The sequence below is a fragment of the Streptacidiphilus sp. PAMC 29251 genome, from assembly GCF_054208735.2.
Genome location: NZ_CM135725.2, coordinates 7,629,884 through 7,649,840, shown reverse-complemented (window position 1 = coordinate 7,649,840; position 19,957 = coordinate 7,629,884). Strand labels below are relative to the sequence as shown.

17 protein-coding genes are annotated in these 19,957 nt (G+C 74.3%); 5 read left to right on the top strand and 12 right to left on the bottom strand.

All coding sequences use genetic code 11. From position 1 onward, the window contains the following. Nucleotides 1–20 precede the first annotated feature (20 nt). The 11 genes from ACXKR8_RS36160 to ACXKR8_RS36110 all read right to left on the bottom strand — a co-directional run bounded on the left by ACXKR8_RS36160 (nt 21) and on the right by ACXKR8_RS36110 (nt 15,063). Nucleotides 21–482 carry a GNAT family N-acetyltransferase gene (locus tag ACXKR8_RS36160; protein ID WP_462100713.1) on the bottom strand — a complete coding sequence of 154 codons (462 nt, stop codon included), beginning with the start codon at nt 480–482 and terminating at the stop codon, nt 21–23. Next, entirely contained in the window at nt 368–1,210 is an 843-nt protein-coding gene (locus ACXKR8_RS36155) for a GNAT family N-acetyltransferase (protein WP_462099964.1), read from the bottom strand. Before ACXKR8_RS36155 ends, ACXKR8_RS36160 begins: the two co-directional genes overlap by 115 nt. Beyond that, nucleotides 1,207–1,950 (bottom strand): YveK family protein, encoded by a 744-nt coding sequence (locus tag ACXKR8_RS36150; protein WP_458268767.1) that lies wholly within the window; start codon nt 1,948–1,950, stop codon nt 1,207–1,209. Before ACXKR8_RS36150 ends, ACXKR8_RS36155 begins: the two co-directional genes overlap by 4 nt. Continuing rightward, complete coding sequence (locus ACXKR8_RS36145) at nt 1,937–3,178, bottom strand: glycosyltransferase (protein WP_458268766.1); 1,242 nt, start codon at nt 3,176–3,178, stop codon at nt 1,937–1,939. The genes ACXKR8_RS36150 and ACXKR8_RS36145 overlap by 14 nt, the downstream gene beginning before the upstream one ends. Next, entirely contained in the window at nt 3,175–3,999 is an 825-nt protein-coding gene (locus ACXKR8_RS36140; protein ID WP_458268765.1) for a polysaccharide deacetylase family protein, read from the bottom strand. Before ACXKR8_RS36140 ends, ACXKR8_RS36145 begins: the two co-directional genes overlap by 4 nt. Next, nucleotides 3,989–5,764 (bottom strand): lipid II flippase MurJ, encoded by a 1,776-nt coding sequence (locus ACXKR8_RS36135; RefSeq protein WP_458268764.1) that lies wholly within the window; start codon nt 5,762–5,764, stop codon nt 3,989–3,991. The genes ACXKR8_RS36140 and ACXKR8_RS36135 overlap by 11 nt, the downstream gene beginning before the upstream one ends. Further along, nucleotides 5,761–7,197, bottom strand: a complete 1,437-nt coding sequence (locus ACXKR8_RS36130) for an O-antigen ligase family protein (protein WP_458268763.1) — start codon at nt 7,195–7,197, stop codon at nt 5,761–5,763. Before ACXKR8_RS36130 ends, ACXKR8_RS36135 begins: the two co-directional genes overlap by 4 nt. A 5-nt stretch (nt 7,198–7,202) precedes the next feature. Beyond that, the gene (locus tag ACXKR8_RS36125; RefSeq protein WP_458268762.1) at nt 7,203–8,714 is read right to left on the bottom strand and encodes a sugar transferase; all 1,512 of its coding nucleotides are present in this window, start codon (nt 8,712–8,714) and stop codon (nt 7,203–7,205) included. Nucleotides 8,715–8,909: 195 nt separating this feature from the next. Beyond that, complete coding sequence (locus ACXKR8_RS36120; protein WP_458275181.1) at nt 8,910–10,076, bottom strand: glycosyltransferase; 1,167 nt, start codon at nt 10,074–10,076, stop codon at nt 8,910–8,912. 155 nt (nt 10,077–10,231) lie between these two features. Continuing rightward, nucleotides 10,232–12,877: an MFS transporter gene (locus ACXKR8_RS36115; RefSeq protein ID WP_458268761.1), complete on the bottom strand. Its 2,646-nt coding sequence runs from the start codon at nt 12,875–12,877 to the stop codon at nt 10,232–10,234. Between the two features lie 164 nt (nt 12,878–13,041). Continuing rightward, on the bottom strand, nt 13,042–15,063 hold the full coding sequence (locus tag ACXKR8_RS36110) for a DUF2264 domain-containing protein (RefSeq protein ID WP_458268760.1): 2,022 nt from the start codon (nt 15,061–15,063) through the stop codon (nt 13,042–13,044). 119 nt (nt 15,064–15,182) lie between these two features. Here ACXKR8_RS36110 and ACXKR8_RS36105 point away from each other — a divergent pair, with 119 nt between their 5' ends. The 3 genes from ACXKR8_RS36105 to ACXKR8_RS36095 are packed head-to-tail and all read left to right on the top strand — an operon-like array spanning nt 15,183 to nt 17,820. Continuing rightward, nucleotides 15,183–16,286, top strand: a complete 1,104-nt coding sequence (locus ACXKR8_RS36105) for a substrate-binding domain-containing protein (RefSeq protein WP_458268759.1) — start codon at nt 15,183–15,185, stop codon at nt 16,284–16,286. A gap of 17 nt (nt 16,287–16,303) precedes the next feature. Next, complete coding sequence (locus ACXKR8_RS36100) at nt 16,304–17,287, top strand: hydroxyacid dehydrogenase (RefSeq protein ID WP_458275180.1); 984 nt, start codon at nt 16,304–16,306, stop codon at nt 17,285–17,287. Beyond that, a complete protein-coding gene (locus ACXKR8_RS36095) occupies nt 17,284–17,820 on the top strand; it encodes a gluconokinase (protein WP_458268758.1) in 537 nt (178 codons plus the stop codon). Before ACXKR8_RS36100 ends, ACXKR8_RS36095 begins: the two co-directional genes overlap by 4 nt. 27 nt (nt 17,821–17,847) lie before the next feature. Here the strand turns inward: ACXKR8_RS36095 and ACXKR8_RS36090 are convergent, their stop codons facing one another. Then, on the bottom strand, nt 17,848–18,285 hold the full coding sequence (locus ACXKR8_RS36090) for an SRPBCC family protein (protein WP_458268757.1): 438 nt from the start codon (nt 18,283–18,285) through the stop codon (nt 17,848–17,850). Between the two features lie 109 nt (nt 18,286–18,394). On the opposite strand from ACXKR8_RS36090, the gene ACXKR8_RS36085 reads away from it, so the two are divergent. Continuing rightward, nucleotides 18,395–19,246 (top strand): class I SAM-dependent methyltransferase, encoded by an 852-nt coding sequence (locus tag ACXKR8_RS36085; protein WP_458268756.1) that lies wholly within the window; start codon nt 18,395–18,397, stop codon nt 19,244–19,246. Next, nucleotides 19,246–19,785, top strand: a complete 540-nt coding sequence (locus ACXKR8_RS36080; protein ID WP_458268755.1) for an NUDIX hydrolase — start codon at nt 19,246–19,248, stop codon at nt 19,783–19,785. The genes ACXKR8_RS36085 and ACXKR8_RS36080 overlap by 1 nt, the downstream gene beginning before the upstream one ends. Nucleotides 19,786–19,957 lie beyond the last annotated feature (172 nt).

The window sequence follows — 19,957 nt, the reverse complement described above, 5'->3', positions numbered from 1 at the left end:
CATCCTGGGTCGGCCCCGGGTCAGTCCGTCGGCGTCCGCAGCTCGCGCAGCCGGCAGCGGGCCCCGACCAGCCAGGGCGCGCGCTCCTTCAGCCCGCGCACGGCCGAGGCACGCAGCCGGATCGCCGCCCCGTGCACCGCGACCGCCGGACCGCCGCCCAGCAGCAGCCGCTCATTGCGGACCTGGTCGGGCCGCCAGCGCTGCTTGTACGGCTCGTCCCCGCGGAGCAGGCTGAGCTCGCCCCGGCCGGTGGCCGCGGCATGCGCCAGGTTCTCCCGGAACAGCATCCCGGCGACATCGACCCGCTCCCGCGCCTCCGGGTGCGCCCCGTACACATAGAGCGCGGCCAGGCCGGGGCTGAGCAGGGTCAGGTCGCAGGCCACCAGCTCACCGCCGAGGCGGTACCGGCGGACCACGGCGCGGTCGGCCGCGACCATGCGGGCCACCGCACGGGAGAGGTGCTCGGAGAAGCGCGGGCGCAGGTGCTCGGGGTGACCCCGCGTCCGCGCCACTGCAGTTCGTGCAGGGCCAGCAGCTCGGCCAGGGCCTGCGGCACGCCCTCGGCCGGAACCAGGCTGGTCTCCACCCCGGCGCTGTCCAGTTTGCGCAGCTTGGCCCGGCTGCGCTGGGCCGTCCGCCCCGGCAGCCGGGCCAGCACCTCGTCCATCGGCACACCGGGCAGGTGCTGGCAGAGCGAGTCGGGGAACCGCAGGACGGCCCCCGGCCAGTGCGCGGCCAACCGGTGCGCGGCGGCGTCGGGGCGCAGCTCACGCAGGTCGAGCACGGCCCAGGGGCGGGTCAGCCGGAGCCGCTCGGCCAGGGCGCGGGCCAGCACCGGGGCGATCTGCTCGGCGAGGTCGTCGTCCAGCAGGACGTCCAGGAAGTCGCTGAGCCCGCCGCCGATCGGGACCAGCTGCGGGGCGGGCAGCCGACGGAGCATCAGCGGCGCGGCGGCCACCAGCACTCCGTCCTGACGTACTGTCAGCAGCCGGAGCCGGCCCGGCTTCCCGTAGGAGTGCCACCAGGAGGAGAGCCAGGCGTGGCTCTGGAACGGGGTGGCCGAGGAGCAGCGGTCGACCAGGCCGTCCCAGTCCGCGGCGAGGGCGTCGAAGCCCTTGGCGTCGCGGATCAGCTGGACCGTCCTGAGGCCGGTGCCGGTGTTGGCAGCCCTGAGGGTCCTGGGGCGGCTGCGGAGCCGGGTCGGGCTCATCGGCGCCCCTGTGTCGCGTGCCGCCGGGAGCGGCTCTCGGCGGGGTCGGCGGCCTCGTCAGCGGGGGCGGCAGCGGAGGCAGCGCCGGCCGGGACCGGGACCGGGTCGGGGACGGGGTCGGCGCCGTCGGCGCGGGGCAGCGGGAACGCCGTGGCGGAGCCGTCCGGCTCGGCCTTGCCCGCGCGGGACTGCAGGGCCATCGTGCCGAGGCCGCCCACCAGCAGGCCGGCCGCCGCGCCGATCGCCACGTCCAGGGTGCGGGACGGCGAGCTGGGGCTGTCGGGGCGGGCGGCGGCGGCGAAGGTCAGCAGCTTCACCCCGGTCTGCTTGGAGGCGGCATTGCCAAAGCTGACCAGGGAGTCGGCCACCGCGTTGGCCTCCTTGGCCGAGCGCGCGGAGCTGCCGGCGCTGCCGGTGATCTGGATCATCGGGGCGTCGGGCGAGGTCACCGCCTGGACCAGCGGGGTCAGCTCGGCCATCGGCACCCCGGTGCTCGCGGCGGCGTCCAGCAGGATCTCCGGCTGGGTGATCACCCGGCCGTAGGCCTGGGCGAAGTCCACGGCGGTGGAGTTGTCGCCGGTGGTCTCCGGGACGACCATCACATAGGCGTTGGCCTGGTACTGCACCGGGGCGACCAGCGCGTACACCCCGCCGCAGACCGCGCCGAGCGGGACGGCCGCCACCAGCGGCCAACAACGACGGAGGAGGCTGCCTACGGCGGTGCGGCTACTGTCGGGCATGGCGGGATTCCTTCGTTGAGACGGGTTCGTTGACAGGAACGGGTTCGTTGACGGGGACCGGGACCGCGGTGGACGCGGAGCGCTGGGCGGGCGGCCGGGCCAGCGAGCCGCCGGCCAGCTCGTCGTAGAGCGTGGCCAGCTCCCCGGCCAGCCGGGCGATGTCGTAGTGCCGGACCACCGGCGGCTGCGGCAGCGGGCTGAGCCGGGAGCGGCTGAGCGCGCGCAGCTCCTCGGCGTAGTCGGCCGGTTCGGAGCGGGTCCAGCTCGCGCCGGGGGCGGCCTCGGGCGGCAGCTCGGTCAGGGCCGGCCCCGAGGACCAGCGCACCGGCAGGCCCGCCGCCAGCCCCTCCAGCAGGGCCAGCCCGAAGGTCTCCACCGTGGACGGCGCGCACAGCACGTCCATGGCCGTGAGCAGGTCGGGGACGTCGTCGCGCTCGCCCGCGAAGACCACCCGGTGGGCCACGCCCACCGCGCGGGCCCGCTGCTCCAGCGCCGCCCGCTCGCTGCCCTCGCCGACCAGCAGCAGCCAGGCCGCACGGCCCTTCGCCGCGGCCTCGGGCAGCAGCGCGAGGGCGTCGATCAGCACGTCGAAGCGCTTGCCGGGGACCAGTCGGCCCAGGCCGCCGACCACCATGGCGTCCTGCGGCAGACCCAGTTGGGCGCGCAGGTGCTGCCGGGTGGCGGCGCGGACCGGCGCGGGCTGGGAATAGCGGGCGGCGTCCACCCCGTTCGGGATCAGCCGGACCCGGTTCGCCGGGATGCCCCAGCCGGCCAGCCGGCCGGCCACCGAGTCGGACACGGCCACGGTGCTGCGGCCCAGCTTCTCGGTGGCCAGGTAGAGGCCGCGGACGCCCGGGGTGATCCGGCGGCCCTCGATGGAGTGGTCCAGCAGCGAGTGCTCGGTGGCGACCACCGTCCGCACCCCGGCCAGCCGGGCCGCGATCCGCCCGTAGACGCAGGCGCGGTAGAGGTGGCAGTGCACCAGGTCGTAGTTGCCGTGCCGGATCAGACCGCTCAGCCGGGGCAGCGCGGACAGGTCGCGGTTGCCCTGCATGCCCAGGTCGAAGACCCGGACCCCGTCCGCGCGCAGGCCGTCGGCCACCGAGCCCGGGTTCTCCAGGGTCACCACGTCGCAGTGCTGACGCTTCGGCAGATGACGCAGCGTCAGCCGTAGCTGCTGCTCCGCCCCGCCGGCCGCAAGGCCGGTGATGACATGCAGGATCCTCATCGGGCACTCTCCTCGTCCGACCGGGCGCGAAGGCCGCGCATCCGGTGTCTGACCTGCTTGGCACGCAGCCGCCAGCCGTTGTCCCGCTCGCCGACGTAGGAGCGCGGCAGCGCCCAGCGGCCGGTCAGCGGACTGTGCGCGATGGCGGTGGCGTAGGTGTAGCCGCTCTCCCTGACCGCCTCGACGACCCGCCGGTCCACCGCCCCGTACGGGTAGCAGAAACCGCTGACCCGGCGGCCGACGATGTCCTCGATCTGCTCGCGGCTGCTCCTGGTCTCCTGGATCAGCTCGGCGGCCGGAAGGCCGGGCAGCGAGCGGTGCAGCAGGCCGTGCGAACCGATCTCGACCCCGCCGTCGGCGAGCCGGCGGACCTGGTCCCGGTTCAGCAGCCGCTTCCGCGGGCCCTTGTCCCAGACGTTGTGGTCGCCGAGCCGCCCCGCCACCACGAACGCGGTCGCGGTGAAGCCGTTCCGCCGCAGCACCGGCAGCGCGTGCCGGGCCAGGTCGGCGTAGCCGTCGTCGAAGGTCAGCCCGACCAGACCGGCGCCGCGGCCCACCGCGTGCGCGCGCAGCAGCTCGTCCAGCGCCACCCCGCGCAGGCCGTGCCGGCGGAGCCAGGCCATCTGCTGGGCGAAGCGCTCCGGCGTGACCGTGACCTGGTAGGGGTCCTCCCGGTAGCGGTCCACCGAGTGGTACATCAGGGTCCAGGGCGCCTGCTCGGCGAAGACCTCGGGACCGCCGAGCGGATCGTGGTGCCGGAGCCGGCCCCCGCGCGCCCTCCGGGTGGCCCCGCGCTCCCGTTGCAGTGGTTCAGCGGCCATGCCGTCCCTCCCCTTGGTCCGGCCGGCCGCGGGTCCGCGACCGGGCGACGAGCGCTGCCAGCGGTGCGGCCACCGCGGGCTCCCCCACCGCCGCGGCGGCGAGCACGAAGACGACCGGGGCGGTCAGCCCGCCCAGCAGCACCGCGGCCACCGGGATCGAGCCGACCAGCGACGCGGCCCCGTACGCCGCGACGGCCGCGACGGCCGCCGCGAACAGCAGCCTGGCCTGGCCGAGCAGCACCGGGCGCAGATGCAGCGCCACTCCCCTGGCCCTGATCCCCACCAGCAGCAGCACCGCGGTGAGGGTGATCCCGGCGGCGTTCGCCGCGGCCAGGCCGAGCGCGCCGTAGCGGTGCGCGGTGAGCACCCCGAGCAGGCCGGTGACCAGCAGCCCCAGGCCCATCGCGGTGAGCGGGAACCAGTCGCTGCGGTCCCTGGTCCTGGCCGTCCCGCCGCCGAAGGCCACCGCGGGCCGGGTCGAGAAGAAGGGCCGGATCAGGGTGCCGACCATCGCCTGGCCGAGCAGCCCCAGGCTGTAGACCCGCATCACCGAGGCGGTGGCGGCGGTGTCCTGAGCGGTGAACGCTCCGCGCTGGAACAGCAGCGCGACGATCTGCGGCGCACAGGCGAGCAGCACCGCCGTACCGGCCAGGACCACCGCGCCGACCACGGCGAGGTCCTTCTCCACCCGGATCCTGGCCGCCTCGAAGTCGCCGTCGGCGAGCGCCCGGGCGACCACCGGGAAGGTGACGGTGCAGACCATCACGCCCAGGGTCATCGCCATCTGGGCGACCTTCTCCGCGTAGTTGAGGTGGGAGATGGTGCCGGGGGTCAGCGAGGAGGCGAGGTAGCGCTCGATGAAGACCTGGGACTGCCGGGTGAGGGTGAACAGCGCGATCGGCAGCAGCGCCCACGGGCTCACCGCCAGCGTCGCGATCCCCCGCGCGGTCCGGCGGCGCGGCCGCAGCCGGGCGCAGTGCCGGGAGAACGGCGGCAACAGCACCGCGGTCATCAGCACACTGCCCAGGGCGACGCCGCCGGCCGCTGCGCGCACACCGAGGCTGCCGTGCAGCAGCATCATCACCGCGAGGATGCCGGTGTTGTAGGCGATGTAGACCGCGCCGGGCCCGGTGAAGCGCTGGTGCGCCCGAAGGCCCGCGCTGAGGTAGCCGGTCAGCCCGAACGGCAGGATGGTCAGCGCGGTCAGCCGGGTGCAGACCACGGCCAGGCCGGGGTCGGCCAGGCCGGGCGCCAGCAGGTGGACCAGCAGCGGGGCGCCGAGCAGGGTGGCGGCGGAGATCGCCGCGAGCAGCGCGGCCAGCGGTGGGAGGGTCGCGGCCAGCAGGTCGGCGACCGGATTGGCGACCGGGGTGAACCGGCTGCGCTCGGCGGCGTCCGCTGCGGCCTCCGGGGTCGCCACGTCCTGGTTCGGCGCCGTCTGGTTCGCCGCCGTCTGGTTCGCGGCCCCCTGGTTGGGCACCCGCGGCGCCGCGGCGGCGGCGATGGCCAGGCTGAACGCCGGGACCATCAGGAACGCCATCGCGTCCTCGATCAGCACCGACGCGGCCGTCTCCGGGACCGTCCAGGAGACCAGGAAGGCGTCGGTGCCCTGGTCGGCGCCGAAGTAGCGGGCCAGCAGCAGATCCCGGAGCAGGCCCAGCAGCGAGCCGCCGGCGCTGAGCAGCGCGGTGATCCCGAACGCGCGCGCGAGGACGGAGCGCGCCGGGCGGCGCGCATGGGTGGGGCGGGGGGTGGTGAGCGTCACGGTGCGGCAGCCTCCGCAGCGAAAGCACCGCAGGCGGCCAGGCCGAGCACCACCGACACCAGGACGGTGGTGGTGCCGCCGATGTCGGCGTAGAGGAAGTCGACCAGCTGCCAGGTCAGCAGCCCGATCAGGGCCGCCCCCAGGCCGGCCCGGCGGCCCGGGCCGTGCCGCTCGCGCAGGGCCAGCCGCCCGGTGCCGAGCAGCAGCGCCAGGAACAGCGCGGCGAAGGCGGTGAGCCCGACCAGGCCCTGCTCGCTGAGCACCAGCAGATACATGTTGTGCGGGGAGAGCAGCGGCTCACGGGCGAAGCCGGCGCCGGCGCCGGCCGTGTCACTGCCCGAGGAGAGCCGCAGCGGTGCGTGGGCGTCCCGGAACTGCGGGAACTCCTTGGGGCCGACCCCGGTGACCGGGTGGTCCCGCCAGATCCGGCCGGCGGTGGTCCACAGGTCGTAGCGGTCGCTGACGGAGTGGTCCGGGGCCCCGGCCACGGTGGTGATACTGCTCAGCCGGGCGGTCACACTGGCGCCGCCGAGGCCGAAGCCGCCGACCAGCAGCACCGCGGCGGCCGTGGTGTAGAGCGCCCCGCGCAGCGCCAGCCGCACGTCGGTGAGCAGCAGCGCGACGGTCACCGCGACGCCGGTGGCGATCCAGCTGCCCCGGCTGAAGGACACCGCGAGCGGCAGCACCAGGGCCCCCGCCGCCAGCCCGTAGAGCAGCGCGGCCCGGCGGCGTCCGGCGGCGCGGGCCTCCAGGGCCAGGCCGAGGGCGGCCAGCAGGCCGTAGCTGCAGACGGCGGACATCGCCATCACGTCCGAGGCGCCGAAGGTGCCGACCGCGCGGATGTTGCCGCCCTCGTAGGAGGCGCCGGTGCCGGTGAGGTACTGCTCGACCCCGAAGCCGCCCTCGAACAGCGCCGCGGTGAGCAGCGCGCCGAGGACCAGCCCCAGATCGCGGCGGTCCCGCAGACTGAGCATCAGGGCGATCGGGACCAGGACGAAGACCTGGGTGATCCGGATGAACCCGGAGAGGCTCTCGGACGGGTCCTGCGAGGCGATCGCCGCGGCGGCCACCCCGACCAGGATGCCCCCGAACAGCAGGGCGGCCCGGCCCGGCAGCAGTCCGACCCGGCCCCGGGCCACGTCGGCCGCGGCGCGCCAGCCGCAGAGCGCGACCAGGCCGAGCGAGGCCACGTCGGCCGGAGTGACATGGACCGCGGCGGAGACGTCCTGGTTGCCCGGCGGGACGCAGACCAGCAGCACCACCAGGGCGGCCAGCCCGCTGGGCCGCCGCAGCAGGGCGCGCAGGGCGACCCAGCGGGGGCGGCGGGCGGGGCTTGCGGCGGCCCGCGGCTGCGGGGGCGCCGACAGTGGTGCCTGCGTCGGCTCTGCGGCCTGCGCCGACTGTGTGGCCTGGGGTGATTCTAGGAGGGTCACCGGTATCAGCTCCCGTCGGACTGGAGCACCGAGGCGACGGTCCGCAACAGGATCTTGACGTCCTGCCAGAGGCTCCAGCTCTCGATGTAGTAGTTGTCGAAGCGGGTCCTGTCCTCGATCGAGGTGTCCCCGCGCAGGCCGTTGACCTGGGCAAATCCGGTGATGCCGACCGGCACCCGGTGCCGGTCGCGGTACTGCGGGTAGGCCTGGGCGAAGCGGGTGACGAAGAACGGCCGCTCCGGGCGCGGACCGACCAGGCTCATCTCCCCGCGCAGCACGTTCCACAGCTGCGGCAGCTCGTCCAGCGAGGTGCGACGCAGGAAGCGGCCGATGCCGCTCATCCGGTGGTCCTGGGAGATGTTCCAGCGGGTGGCCGACTCCTGCTCGTTGACCGGGCGCAGGCTGCGGAACTTCAGCACGGTGAAGATCCGGCCGTCCAGGCCGACCCGCTCCTGACGGAAGATCACCCCGGGCCCGCCGTCGATCCGCACCGCGAGGGCGCAGCCGGCCAGGATCGGCGAGAGCATCAGCAGCCCGGCCCCGGCCAGCACCGCGTCGCTGGCGCGCTTGACCGCCCAGGAGGGCCGGTCCATGGCGCTGGGGCCGAGCCGCAGGAAGGGGAAGCCCCAGAGGTGGTCCCCCGCCGTGGTGCGCCGGTTCCCGTACTCGAAGGCCCCGAACTCCGGGAAGCCGGGGACGAACCAGACCTCGCAGCCGTGCCGCGCGCTGGTCCGCAGGATCTGGGCGACCTCGGCGTCGTCCGCCCCGCCGGAGGTGAGGATGACGTCGCGGATGCCCTGGGCCGGGATCTCCAGGTCGAGCACGGCGGGGCCGCCGAGGACCCGGACCGTGGAGTCGGCCGGCAGGAAGATCGGCTCGGGGTCGATGAAGCCGACCGGGCGCAGCCCGTACTCGGGGTGGTCCAGCAGCGCGGCGGCGGCCCGCTGGCCCATGTGTCCGGCCCCGGCGACCAGGGTGGGCCGGGGGTTCCGGCGGCGCCGGCGGCGGAGCAGGCTGTAGAGCGAGGCGCGGCCGAGCACGTCCAGGCCGAGGTGGCACAGCATCAGCGTGCAGAGCAGCCCGATGTCGACCGGGACGGCCGAGAGCCAGAGCCCGTGCAGGCAGCGGTCGAGGGTCAGCGCGATGGAGACGGCGACGACGGCGCGGGCGGCCAGCGAGGGCAGCTCGTCCAGCACCGAGGGGGCCAGCCGCAGCCGGTAGAGGCCGCCCGCGGAATTCAGCAGCACCAGCAGCGGGACGATGCCGCAGGCCGCCAGCAGCACCCGGTACGGGCTGCCGCAGCCCACCGCGGCCAGGGCGGCGAGCGCGGCGAGCGCGTCCACGGCCAGCAGCGCGGAGGGGACGCGGCTGTCCGGACGGCGGCGGCGCGCCAACGGCCCGGGCGACGCGAGGGCGTCCATGGGCCGGGCCGGGGGCGGCAGCGCGACCAGGCCCGTGGTTCCGAGACCGCTGGTGGTGCTCGGGCGCGGCAGTTCGTCGTTGTCGATGGTGGTCATCCGCGCACGTACTCCTCTGCTGTGTGCCGGTGGTCCGGATCCCTCCCGAAGCCTCGGCTCGGTCGAGGTAGCACCTGCCGCCGAAACCGATCATCCTGTCGAATTGCGGCAAAAGGAATGAAGCAGGCAAATACGACAGTACAGAATTCTCGCAGGCGATTTCTCAGCCGACGTGCCCATTCACACTGATGACCATTAGTCAGATTTTCCGGACATCATTCTCTGAGGTGATGTCGACGCTGCGGGCCGCGGAACACGGCGTTCTTCGAGCACCGCGTGATACATCGCGGCGACCGTGGCGACGGTGTCCCTGACGTCGTGCTGCCGCACCATCCGGGCCCGCGCCCTGACCCCCGCCGCCTCGCAGCCGGCCGGATCGGCGAGCCTGGCCGTGAGCGCCTCGCGCAGGGCGACCGGATCGTCCACCGGGACGAGCCGCTCACCCTGCTCCAGGCACTCACGGGCACCGGCCACCTCGGTGAGCAGCACCGGTCTGCCGCAGGCCATCGCCTCCAGCGGGACCAGCGCCATCCCCTCCCAGCGGGAGGGCAGCACCAGCAGGTCGGCGGCGGCGTACCACTCGCGGGGATCCTCCACCGCACCGGCGAACACCACGCTCCCCGGGCGCGGCAGTCCGGCCGCGAGAGCCTCCAGCGCCGCCCGGTCAGGACCGTCGCCGACCAGCACCAACCGGGCGTCGGGGACGGCCGCGGAGACCCCGGCCCAGGCCCGGAGCAGCACGTCCTGGCCCTTCTGCCGGCAGAGCCGGCCGACGCAGACCGCGACCGGGCCCTCGGGGCGGATCCCCAGCAGCTCCCTGGCCCGGCCCCGGGCCGGCAGCCCGGCCGGGTCGAAGCGGCCCAGGTCGACGCCGTTGGGCGCCAGCGCCCAACTCCCGCTCAGTCCGGCGGCTTCACCCTCGGAGCGCTCCACCTCGCTGACGCAGAGCAGCCGATGGGTCCAGCGCACGGCCTGCCGCTCCCAGACCCGGGACAGCACCGCCATCGGCCCGTTGACCGCGGCGAAGGACCAGGCGTGCGGCTGGAACACGGTCGGGAGCATCCCGCGCAGCGCCAGCCGTCCGGCCAAACCGGCCTTGGCGCTGTGCAGATGGACCAGGTCAGGACGGCTCTCCGCGACCAGCCGGCGCAGCGCGGTGACCTCACCGGGCAGCCCGGCGCCGGGCGACCGCACCGCCGCCCAGGGCAGCACGGTGGCGCCGACCGCCGTGGCGGCGGCGGCCAGCGGGCTGCCGGCCGGGCAGGCCAGCAGCACCCGGTGGCCGTCCACGGCCTGCGCCCGCAGCAGGTCGACGACCACCCGGGCGACCCCGCCGTCGACGGGTTGGGACACATGAAGAATCGTCAGGGGCACGACGGGCAACCTACGGTGCCCGACCCGGTCGCGCGGCACGCCTTCACCCGCAGGAAGGAGCAACTCCACTCGCGCGGGTGACGCTGGAGTTCGTACCGTAACTCTGCGCGAATAGCCCTCTGCGGGCCGGTCTTGAACCGCGCTCAGTCGTCGAGGCGGTGCGAGAGGTGGAGGTCCCGCTCGGTGTGGCCGTCCTCGATCCGCAGCGCGGTGGCCACCGGCGGGTAGCCGCTGGCGATCACGGTGTACTCGCCCGGTTCCAGGTCGGTGAAGCGGAACTGGCCGTCCACGCTGGTGGTCGCGGCGGCGACGACCGTGCCGGTGGAGTCGAGCAGGGTCACCCTGGCGTCGACCACGGCGTGGCCGCCGCTGGTCCGGACGGTGCCGCGGAGCGTGCCGCTGCCGGCCATCGCCACGTCCTGGCGGGTCTCCCCGCTGGCGGCGACGTCCACCGCGAGCGCGGCCGGGCGGTAGGCGCGGGCGCTGACGGCCAGGGTGTAGCGGCCGCAGACCAGGTCGCGGAAGTGGTACGCCCCGTCCGAGTCGGCGTGGGTGGTCGCGGCGACCTCGCCGCGGGCGTCGGTGAGGGTGACCGTGGCGTCGGCGACCGGCGCGCCCTCGGCGCTGCGGACCGCCCCGGAGAGCCGGCCGGTGCCGCCGAGCACCACGTCCAGATCCACCGGGCGGCCGCCGACGGTGACGGTCACCGCCTGCGGCTGGTGGCCCGGGGCGGCGGCGATCAGCACATAGTTGCCGCCGCGCGGCGCGGCCAGGGCCCAGCGGCCGTCCTGCCCGCTGCCGGCCCGGGCGACCTGGCGGCCGTCCATGTCGATCAGGGTGAGCACGGCGCGGGGGACGCCGGTGCGGTCCGGCTCGAGGACCGCGCCGCTGACCGGGGTGCCCGGCGCGCCGGGCAGGCCCGCGGTGTCCAGGTGCGGGGCGGCGGACAGGTGCGGGGCGGACTGGTGCGGCAGACCTGCGGTGTCCTCCATGGCGAGGTCTCCGATCGGGCGGTCGGTGAGGCGGGCGTCGGTGGAGCGGGCGTCGGTGAGACGGCTGTCGGTGAGGCGGGTGGTCGGACGGTCGGTGAGCAGGTCGTCGGCGAAGGCACTGTCGACGCCGGTGCCGGCGCCGGGCTGGGAGGCCGCGTGGGTGACCAAGGGTTTCTCCTTGAGCAGGAAGGCGAGCAGGAAGCCCAGCGCCAGGACCGGCGCCAGGTAGAGGAACACCCGCGGCATGGCCGCCGCGTAGGAGTCGACATAGGCCAGCCGCAGCGGGGTCGGCAGCGCGCGGACCAGCTCCGGGGTGATCGAGTTGGTCGGCGGGGCGGCCGGCCCCGCCCCCGTTCCCCTGGTCACGGCCGGGAGCCGGTGCTGGAGTTCATGGGTGAGCCGGGAGCTGAACAGGGTGCCAAAGACCGCCGCGCCGACCGAGCCGCCGATCTGGCGCAGGTAGTTGCTGGCCGAGGTGGCGGCGCCCAGGTCGGCCGGGGCGACCGAGTTCTGCACCGCCAGCACCAGCACCGGCAGGGCCAGCCCGACACCGAGTCCGAGCACCGCCATCGCGACGCTCTGCACCAGGTAGGAGCTGTGCGCGTCGAGCAGCCCGAGCAGGCCCATCCCGACCGTGGAGAGCGCCCCGCCGACCACGGGGAAGACCTTGTAGCGCCCGGTGCGGCTGATCAGCTGGCCCGAGCCGATCGAGGCGACGACGATGCCGCCCATCATCGGCAGCAGCTTCAGCCCGGAGGCGGTGGCACTGGCCCCGTCGACCATCTGCAGAAAGCTCGGCAGGTAGCTGGCGGCGCCGAACAGGGCGATGCCGACCACGATGCCGATGCCGCCGCTGACGTTGAACACCGGGTCGCGGAAAAGCCTGAGCGGGATCACCGGCTCGCTGGCCCGGCGCTCGGCGAAGGGGAACAGCACCAGCGCCAGCAGGGTGCCGGCCAGCAGCCCGATGATCATCGGGGAGCCCCAGGCGTACTGGCTGCCGCCCCAACTCGTGGCCAGCACCAGGCAGGTGCCGATCGCGGCCAGCAGCAGCGCGCCGAGGAGGTCCAGCTTCGGCTTGGGCCGGCCCGCCCCGGCCGCGCGGGCGGGCTGCTTGAGCGCGACCGCGGTGAGGACCAGGGCGACCAGGCCGACCGGGAGGTTGACGTAGAAGCACCAGCGCCAGCCGGGGCCGTCGGTGAGCCAGCCGCCGAGCAGCGGACCGGCCACCGAGGAGAGCCCGAACACCGCGCTGATCAGGCCCATGTAGCGGCCGCGGGCCCGGGGCGACACCACGTCGCCGATGATCGCCTGGACCCCGATCATCAGCCCGCCGCCGCCGATGCCCTGCACGGCGCGGTAGGCGATCAGCTCGGTCATGCTGTGCGCCCAGCCGGAGAGCACCGAGCCGATCAGGAAGACCACGATGGCGAACTGGAACACCGACTTGCGGCCGAACAGGTCACCGAGCTTGCCGTAGACGGGCAGGCCGACGGTGGAGGCCAGCAGATAGGCGGTGACCACCCAGGACATGTGCTGCAGGCCGTGCAGTTCGCCGACGATGCGCGGGAGCGCGGTGGCGACGATGGTCTGGTCGAGGGCGGCCAGCAGCAGGGCGGTCATCAGCCCGGCGAACACCAACCGGAGCTGACGTGGAGTCAGCCCGCCCTCCTCGGCCGGGACCGCGGGTGCGGCGGGGGCTGCGGCGGTGGAGGCGGTGGTGGAGGCGGTGGTGGAGGCGGTGGCGGTGGGTGCGGATGCTGCCGGGGCCGGGCGGCCCGTCTGGGTCACGGACATGGCAGGGATCATTGCAGTGCACACGCACTTCACTCGAACTGGTCATACCATCGTTTCGAGCGAACACAAATCGACTTATGGATCGACATATTGCTGTTACCAGCGAGAATGTGACGCCAAGTCGATAAATGGCGAAACACACTTCGGCAACGGGCGGGCAAAGTTCACCCCTGCGGGAATTCCCTCGGAGAAACGTTCGCCCCGAACGGGAGCCGGTCCCGGTGTCCGTCCGACCAGCGGATCCACAGCTCTTCCTGCGCCTGCGCCTGGACCTGGAGCTGGACCAGCTCCGGTGCCTCCCCCACCTCCCGGCCGAGCGCGATCGCCGCGACGTGGAGTCCGCCCTCCTGGGCCGGTTCCGGCGTCTCCAGGTAGCCGACCGCCGCGTGCCGGCCGTGCGAGGTCAGCCCGGTGGAGCCGCGGACGCCCGCGCGGAACGGCCCGCGCAGGGCGACCACCACGCCCTGCAGCCCGTCCGGGCGGTGGACGGCGGCCCGGTCGGCGGCGGTCTCCACGGTCGGCGGCAGGTCGTCGGCCACCGCCCAGCCGCCGATCCGCAGCCGCGCCCCGGCCGGGTCGCCGTCCACCCGGACCACCCTGACCTCCCAGGCCCCGTGCAGCACCGACGCCGTGGTCAGCCACGGCCCGTCGGTGGCGTCCCGCCCCTGCTGCGGCCAACGGGCCCGGTGCCGGGAGGCCGCCGAGGCCTCCGCCCCTGGCCCGTCCACGGCGAGCCGGTGCAGCGGGCGGCGGTGCGAGGGCCGCCCCTCGGCGTCGACCAGGGCGACATGCGAGTCCAGCGGGCCGCTGCCGGGCAGGTCCAGATCCGGCGTGGACGGCTGGACCACCCCGTCCGCGTCCTCGACCGGCCCCGGGCCGCCGAGCTCGGGACCGCTCGCGGTGGAGTAGGCCCAGCGGCAGTAGAACGGGTCGTAGGCGGCGCGGCTCACCTGGCCCTCGTCCGCGTGGTCCGCGCCGTGGTTGGCGATCCGGACGATGCCGTCGGCACGGGTTCCACTGGCCACCCAGCCGGGGGCGTGCAGGGTGCGGACGAAGTCGCCGAGATCGACCGGCAGCGGCTCCTCTACGGCGGTCCAGGTCGGGTGGTCGGCGGGGAGCAGCAGCCCGGCGAAGCCCTTGCTGGCCCAGTACGGCGAGGCCGGTCCCGAGTAGTTCTGCCGGATCGGCGGATGCGGCCGGTACCAGCCGAGCGACAGCAGATCACGGTCGTCGAGGCCGTCGCGGTCGGTGAAGTGCCTGGCCATCCCGCTGCCGATGCGCCGGGTCAGACCGGGGGCCAGCGCGCCGGCGCCGAATATCTCCCCGGCCCAGAACGGTGCCGCGACGGCGTTGCGGTAGGTGAGCGAGCGGCCCTGGTAGAGCGGCGCGCCGTCGGCGCCGACCAGGTACTGCAGGTCCGTCAGGTAGTCCCGCAGCCGGTCGCGGTAGCGGTCGGCGAGCCCGGCCTCGGCGTCCTCCCCGGAGATCCGGCAGTACCAGAGCGGGTAGAGGTGCATCGCCCAGCCGCTGTAGTGGTCGAAGTTGCGGTACGGCGGCGGGGTCCCTGCGCCGTCCGCGTACCAGCCGCCGCCGACGTACCAGCTCTCGGTGCGGGCGATGGTGTGCGCCAGGTCGGCCGGCTTCCAGGGGCCGCCGACCGAGCGCAGGAAGGCCTCGACGATGGCCTGGAACCAGACCCAGTTGTTGTCCGGGACGTCGGCGCCGATCATCTCGGAGAGCCAGTCGACCACCCGCTGCTGGACGCTGTCGTCGAGCCGGTCCCAGATCCAGGGCCGGGTCTCGTGCAGGCCCAGCGCGATGGAGGCGGCCTCCACCTTGGCCTGGTGGCACTCCGACATCAGCGGCCAGCGCTCCGGCGACGCCGGATCCGTGCCCGCGGCCAGCCCGGAGGCGTAGCGCTCGACCAGTGCCTCGGTGCCGCCGCCGCCCCGAGCACCGGCGATGCGGAAGGCCGCCAGCAGGAAGGTGCGGGCATAGCCCTCCAGGCCGTCGCTGTGCCGGCCGGAGACGCTGACCGGCCCGGGCAGCTGGATCAGCGCGTGCCGCGGCGTCGCGTACGGGCGGACCGCGGTCAGCATCCGGTCGGCGAGGCCTTCCCAGTGGGCCCTGGTCCACCCGGTGTACGGGGAAAGCTCGCGGTCCTCGGCCGGATGGCGGTGCGGCACATCTGCTCCTCGCTCGGAATGCGATCAGCGTGCCGAGAAATCCGCAGGCAGTCAACAACTTCAGACAGAAACCTCAGAAACCTGCTATTTTCCGCAGTAGACAGTGGATCGGAGGAACCGTGCTCGCCCAACAACGGCATGACTACCTACTGGAACAGCTGCGCGCCCATGGGGCGGTCAGATCGACCGATGTGGTCGCCGGGCTCGGGGTCTCCGACGGCACCGTGCGCCGGGATCTGGAGCTGCTGGAGCAGCAGGGGCAGCTGACCAGGGTCCGCGGCGGCGCCGTCCTGCCGCCCGGCTCGCCGGCGGCGTCCGCGGCCGGCGCGGCCTCGGCCGAGGGCGCCGTCATCGGCATGCTGGTGCCCTCGACCACGTACTACTTCCCCGAGGTGATCCGGGGGGCGCAGACCGCCGCCACCCGCGCCGGGGCCCGGCTGATCCTCGGCGTCAGCGACTACGACACCGACCGCGACCCCGGCCAGCTGCGCGACCTGATCAGCTCCGGCTGCGACGGCCTGCTGGTCACCACCGCCGAGGGCCCGGTGATCCCGGCCCCGGTACGTCGGCAGCTGGACGCCTGCGGCCTGCCGTACGTGCTGGTCGAGCGGCGCTCGGCGGCCGCCTTCGACCACGCCGAGTGCGTCCTCAGCGACCACCGCCAGGGCGCCTACCGCGCGGTCGAGTACCTGGCCGGCCTCGGCCACGACGGGGTCGCCCTGTTCGCCTCGTTCAGTCCCACCGCGGTCGCGGTGACGGAGGGTCATGCCGAGGCGATCCGGCTGCTCGGCCTCTCCCGCTCCGACCCGGTGCTCGGCTACGAGCACGACGCGGACCGGAACGCCGCGATCGACGCCTTCGTCCACTCCTGCCGCGCCTCCGGCACCACGGCCGTCCTGGTCCACTCCGACCAGGTGGCGATCCTGCTGCTGCAGCGGCTGCGCGCGCACGGCGTCCGGATCCCCGAGGACCTGTCCGTGATCGCCTACGACGACGAGGTCGCCGCGTTCGCCGAGGTGCCGCTGACCGCGGTGTCGCCGCCGAAGTTCGAGCTGGGCCAGACCGCCGCGTCGGCCCTGCTCGACCGCCTCGGCGGCTTCGGCGACCTGCCGGTCCGGCAGACCGTGCTGCAGCCGAGGCTGCTGATCCGGTCCTCCACCGCGGTCGGCACCGCCGCCAGCGTCGCCCGCGCCGCAGCCACCGCCGCCGCGGTGACCCGGTGACCCGCGCGGTGCTGGCCATGCGTCCCGCCGTCGCCGCCTCGATCTTCGACGCCGAGGGCCGCCGCCGGCTCACCGAGCTGGTCGACATCGACCCCGGGCTGGTCCTGGAGGACTTCGCCACCCCCGCCGCCCGGGCCGCCCTCGCCGACGCCGAGGTGCTGGTCAGCGGCTGGGGCTGCCCGCCGCTCGACGAGCGGGCGCTGCAGGCCGCGCCCCGGCTGCGGGCCGTCATCCACACCGCGGGATCGGTCAAGGGCCATGTCACCGAGGCCTGCTGGCAGCGCGGCATCCAGGTCACCTCGGCCGCCGCCGCCAACGCCGTCCCGGTCGCCGAGTACACCCTGGCCGCGATCCTCTTCGCCAACAAACGGGTTCTGCCCGCCAGGGACAGTTACCGCAGGATCCGCGACGGCGCCGCCGACTGGCACGCCCGGCTCGCCGACGCGGGTAACTACCGCCGCCGAGCGGGCATCATCGGCGCCTCCAGGATCGGCCGCCGGGTGATCGAACTGCTCCAGCCGTTCGACCTGGAGGTCCTGGTCAGCGACCCGTTCCTGGACGCCGACCAGGCCACCGCGCTCGGCGCCCGGCTCACCCCGCTGCCGGAGCTGTTCCGCAGCAGCCACGTGGTCAGCGTGCACGCGCCCTGGCTGCCCAGCACCGAGGGCCTGGTCTCGCGCGCCCTGCTGGCGTCCATGCCGGACCGGGCGACGCTGATCAACACAGCCAGGGGCGCGCTGGTCGACCAGGCAGCGCTGGAGCAGGAGTTGGTCTCCGGCCGCCTGGACGCGGTCCTGGACGTCACCTCCCCCGAGGTGCTGCCCGCCGCGTCCCCGCTCTACGACCTGCCGAACGTGCTGCTCACCCCGCACATCGCCGGCTCCATGGGCAACGAGCTGCGGCGGATGGCCGACTTCGCCCTGGACGAGCTGGAACGCTGGACCGAGGGGATACCCTTCCTCGACCCGATCCGTCCGGACGCCTGGGACCGCATCGCATGAACGAACCGCTGGCCGAACAGCTCACCGAACCGCTCTGCATCGTGGTGATGGGGGTGTCCGGGGTCGGCAAGACCACCGTGGCCGTCCTGCTCGCCGAACGCCTCGGCCTGCCCTACGCCGAGGCCGACGACTTCCACTCGGCCGCCAACATCGCCAAGATGCGGGCCGGGACGCCGCTGGACGACGCCGACCGGCTGCCCTGGCTGCGGGCCCTAGGCGAGTGGCTCGCCGAACGGGCCAAGGACGGCAGCGGCGGCGTGATCACCTGCTCCGCACTCGCCCGACGGCACCGCGACACGCTGCGCGCGGCCTGCCCGGACATCCACTTCCTGCACCTGTCCGGCAGCCATGAGCTGGTCGCCGCCCGGATCGCCGGGCGCAGCGGCCACTTCATGCCGCCGTCACTGCTGGACTCCCAGTACGCCGCGCTGGAACCGCTCGCCCCGGACGAGCACGGCACCGTCCTGGACGTCGGCCCGCCCCCCGAGCAGCTGGCGGCGGAAGCCGCGCGGCTGCTCGGAGGCCACGGGTAGTACCCGTCATACCTGACCGCTGGGGGATCAGACCGTCGCGGCCAGCTTCTCCAGCACCTGGTCGTGGATCCTGCTGTACCCCTTCGGCGCGAACGTGCGCTCGAAGAAGCCGCCGATGCCGGTGGCACCCGTCCAGGTCGCCTCGACCAGGGCCTTGGACCTGCCCTCGCCGGCCGGGGTCACCGTCCAGGTGATCACCAGGCTGGAGTTGGCGTCCGTCTCCACCAGTCGGCCCGGCGACGGCTCGGTCACCGTGAACAGGCAGTCGCGCACCCGCTTCTCGGTGGCCTGCAGCTTCCAGTGGACGACCGTGCCCGCGCCCTTGCCGCCCTCGCGCACCTCGTACTCGCTGTACTGCGGGGGCAGCAGCCCCGCACGGGTGTTCTGGTAGTCGGCCAGCGCGTCGAAGACCTGCTCCGGCGGGGCGTCGAAGACCCGCTCGGTGACCGCGTAAACCTGGCCCATGGTCGTACTCCTCCTGATCGACGTGCGTTCACTTTCGTAGCGCCAAGCCAACCACCGGCAGCCGCACCGACCAAACCGGGGTCCCGGGGGCTCTGCAAGGATGTCCCCCATGACCACGACCTGGGACGCCACCACCTTCGACGCATTCGAACGCAGGGGCTGGACCGGACGCAGCGACGCCTACCAGGCGGGCTTCGCCCGGTTGACCGCCCACACCGTCGCCCCGCTGCTGGACGCGGCGGGGGTCACCGCCGGGAGCACCGTCCTCGACGTCGGCACCGGCCCCGGCGTGGTCGCCGCCGCCGCGCTGGCGCGCGGCGCACGGGTGACCGCCGTGGACGCCTCCCCGGAGATGGCCGCCCACGCGGCGGAGGCCTGCCCCGGCGCGGACGTCCAGGTCGCCGTACTGCCCGAACTGCCCTTCCCGGACGCCTCGTTCGACGCGGTGGTGGGCAACTTCGTGATCAACCACCTCGGCAACCCGGCAGCCGGGGTGACCGAGCTGCGCCGGGTGCTGCGTCCCGGCGGACGGCTGGCGCTGACCTGCTGGGAGCGGATCCCGATGCGGGCCACCGCCGTCTTCGGCGAGGCGATCGCCGCGGCCGGCATCCCCTACCCGCCTGACCTGCCCTCCTCGGGCCTCTTCCTCGCCGACGCCGAGGACCGGACGGCGGCGTTCGCCGCGCTGCTGCGGGACACGGGCCTGGACGGGGTCTCCGCCGCGCGCGTCGAGTGGCTGCACCGCGTCGACCCCGACAGCTGGTGGGCCTCCGTCGTCGCCGGCACCCCGTTGACCGGCTCGCTCATCGCCCGCCAGGGCCCCACCACGACCGCCGCGATCAAGCGGCGCTACGACCGGCTGGTCGCGCCCTATGCGGAACCGGGGAGCACCCGGCTGGTGGCCCTCCCCGCGGTGGCCGTCCTCGCCAGCGCCACCAACTCCGTTGGGGAGTGCGTCTGATGGACCAGCAGCAGCACTCCTCCGGCCGCAGCGCGGACGAACTCCTCGACATCGTGGACGCCGAGGACAATGTGGTCGGCCAGGCCCTGCGCGGCGAGGCCACCGCGCGAAGGATGCGGCACCGCTGCGTCTTCATCCTGGCCAGGGACGCCGAGGACCGGATCTTCGTCCACCGCCGCACCGCGGAGAAGCTGGTCTTCCCCTCCCTGCACGACATGTTCGTGGGCGGCGTCGTCGGCGCGGGCGAGAGCTACGACGAGGCGGCGAAGCGCGAGGCCGAGGAGGAGTTGGGCGTCAGCGGCCTGGCCCCGACCCCGCTGTTCCGCTTCCTCTACGACTCCCCCGACCACACCTGGTGGTCCGCCGTCTACGAGGCCCGGGTCAGCGGCAAGGTCAACCCGCAGGTCGAGGAGGTCGCCTGGCACGACTTCCTGACGGTCGATCAGGTGACTGAACGTCTGCAGGACTGGGACTGGGTGCCGGACGGGCTCGCCGCGTGGCGCCGGCTCACTCTTTGGCGGAGCGGGCCTGTCGGCTGACGGGGGCGACTCCGCGGGCGGGTGCGGGGCGGGTCTGCGGCTGAGCCCCCGTCCCGATCCCGTGCTCCCCGTGCGCGTTTGTGGACCGGGGCTTCGCCCCCGGTGGCGGGCCCGGGGCCCGTCGCTGGCCGACGGCTGAGCGGTGGCTCCGCCGACGCCCCGCCCCGCGCCC

Coding starts and splice junctions, on each gene's coding strand:
- ACXKR8_RS36145 (WP_458268766.1), bottom strand. CDS start 3,178: ATGAGGATCCTGCATGTCATCACCGGCCTTGCGGCCGGCGGGGCGGAG.
- ACXKR8_RS36115 (WP_458268761.1), bottom strand. CDS start 12,877: ATGTCCGTGACCCAGACGGGCCGCCCGGCCCCGGCAGCATCCGCACCC.
- ACXKR8_RS36100 (WP_458275180.1), top strand. CDS start 16,304: ATGCGTCCCGCCGTCGCCGCCTCGATCTTCGACGCCGAGGGCCGCCGC.
- ACXKR8_RS36150 (WP_458268767.1), bottom strand. CDS start 1,950: ATGCCCGACAGTAGCCGCACCGCCGTAGGCAGCCTCCTCCGTCGTTGT.
- ACXKR8_RS36085 (WP_458268756.1), top strand. CDS start 18,395: ATGACCACGACCTGGGACGCCACCACCTTCGACGCATTCGAACGCAGG.
- ACXKR8_RS36125 (WP_458268762.1), bottom strand. CDS start 8,714: ATGACCACCATCGACAACGACGAACTGCCGCGCCCGAGCACCACCAGC.
- ACXKR8_RS36155 (WP_462099964.1), bottom strand. CDS start 1,210: ATGAGCCCGACCCGGCTCCGCAGCCGCCCCAGGACCCTCAGGGCTGCC.
- ACXKR8_RS36095 (WP_458268758.1), top strand. CDS start 17,284: ATGAACGAACCGCTGGCCGAACAGCTCACCGAACCGCTCTGCATCGTG.
- ACXKR8_RS36090 (WP_458268757.1), bottom strand. CDS start 18,285: ATGGGCCAGGTTTACGCGGTCACCGAGCGGGTCTTCGACGCCCCGCCG.
- ACXKR8_RS36080 (WP_458268755.1), top strand. CDS start 19,246: ATGGACCAGCAGCAGCACTCCTCCGGCCGCAGCGCGGACGAACTCCTC.
- ACXKR8_RS36140 (WP_458268765.1), bottom strand. CDS start 3,999: ATGGCCGCTGAACCACTGCAACGGGAGCGCGGGGCCACCCGGAGGGCG.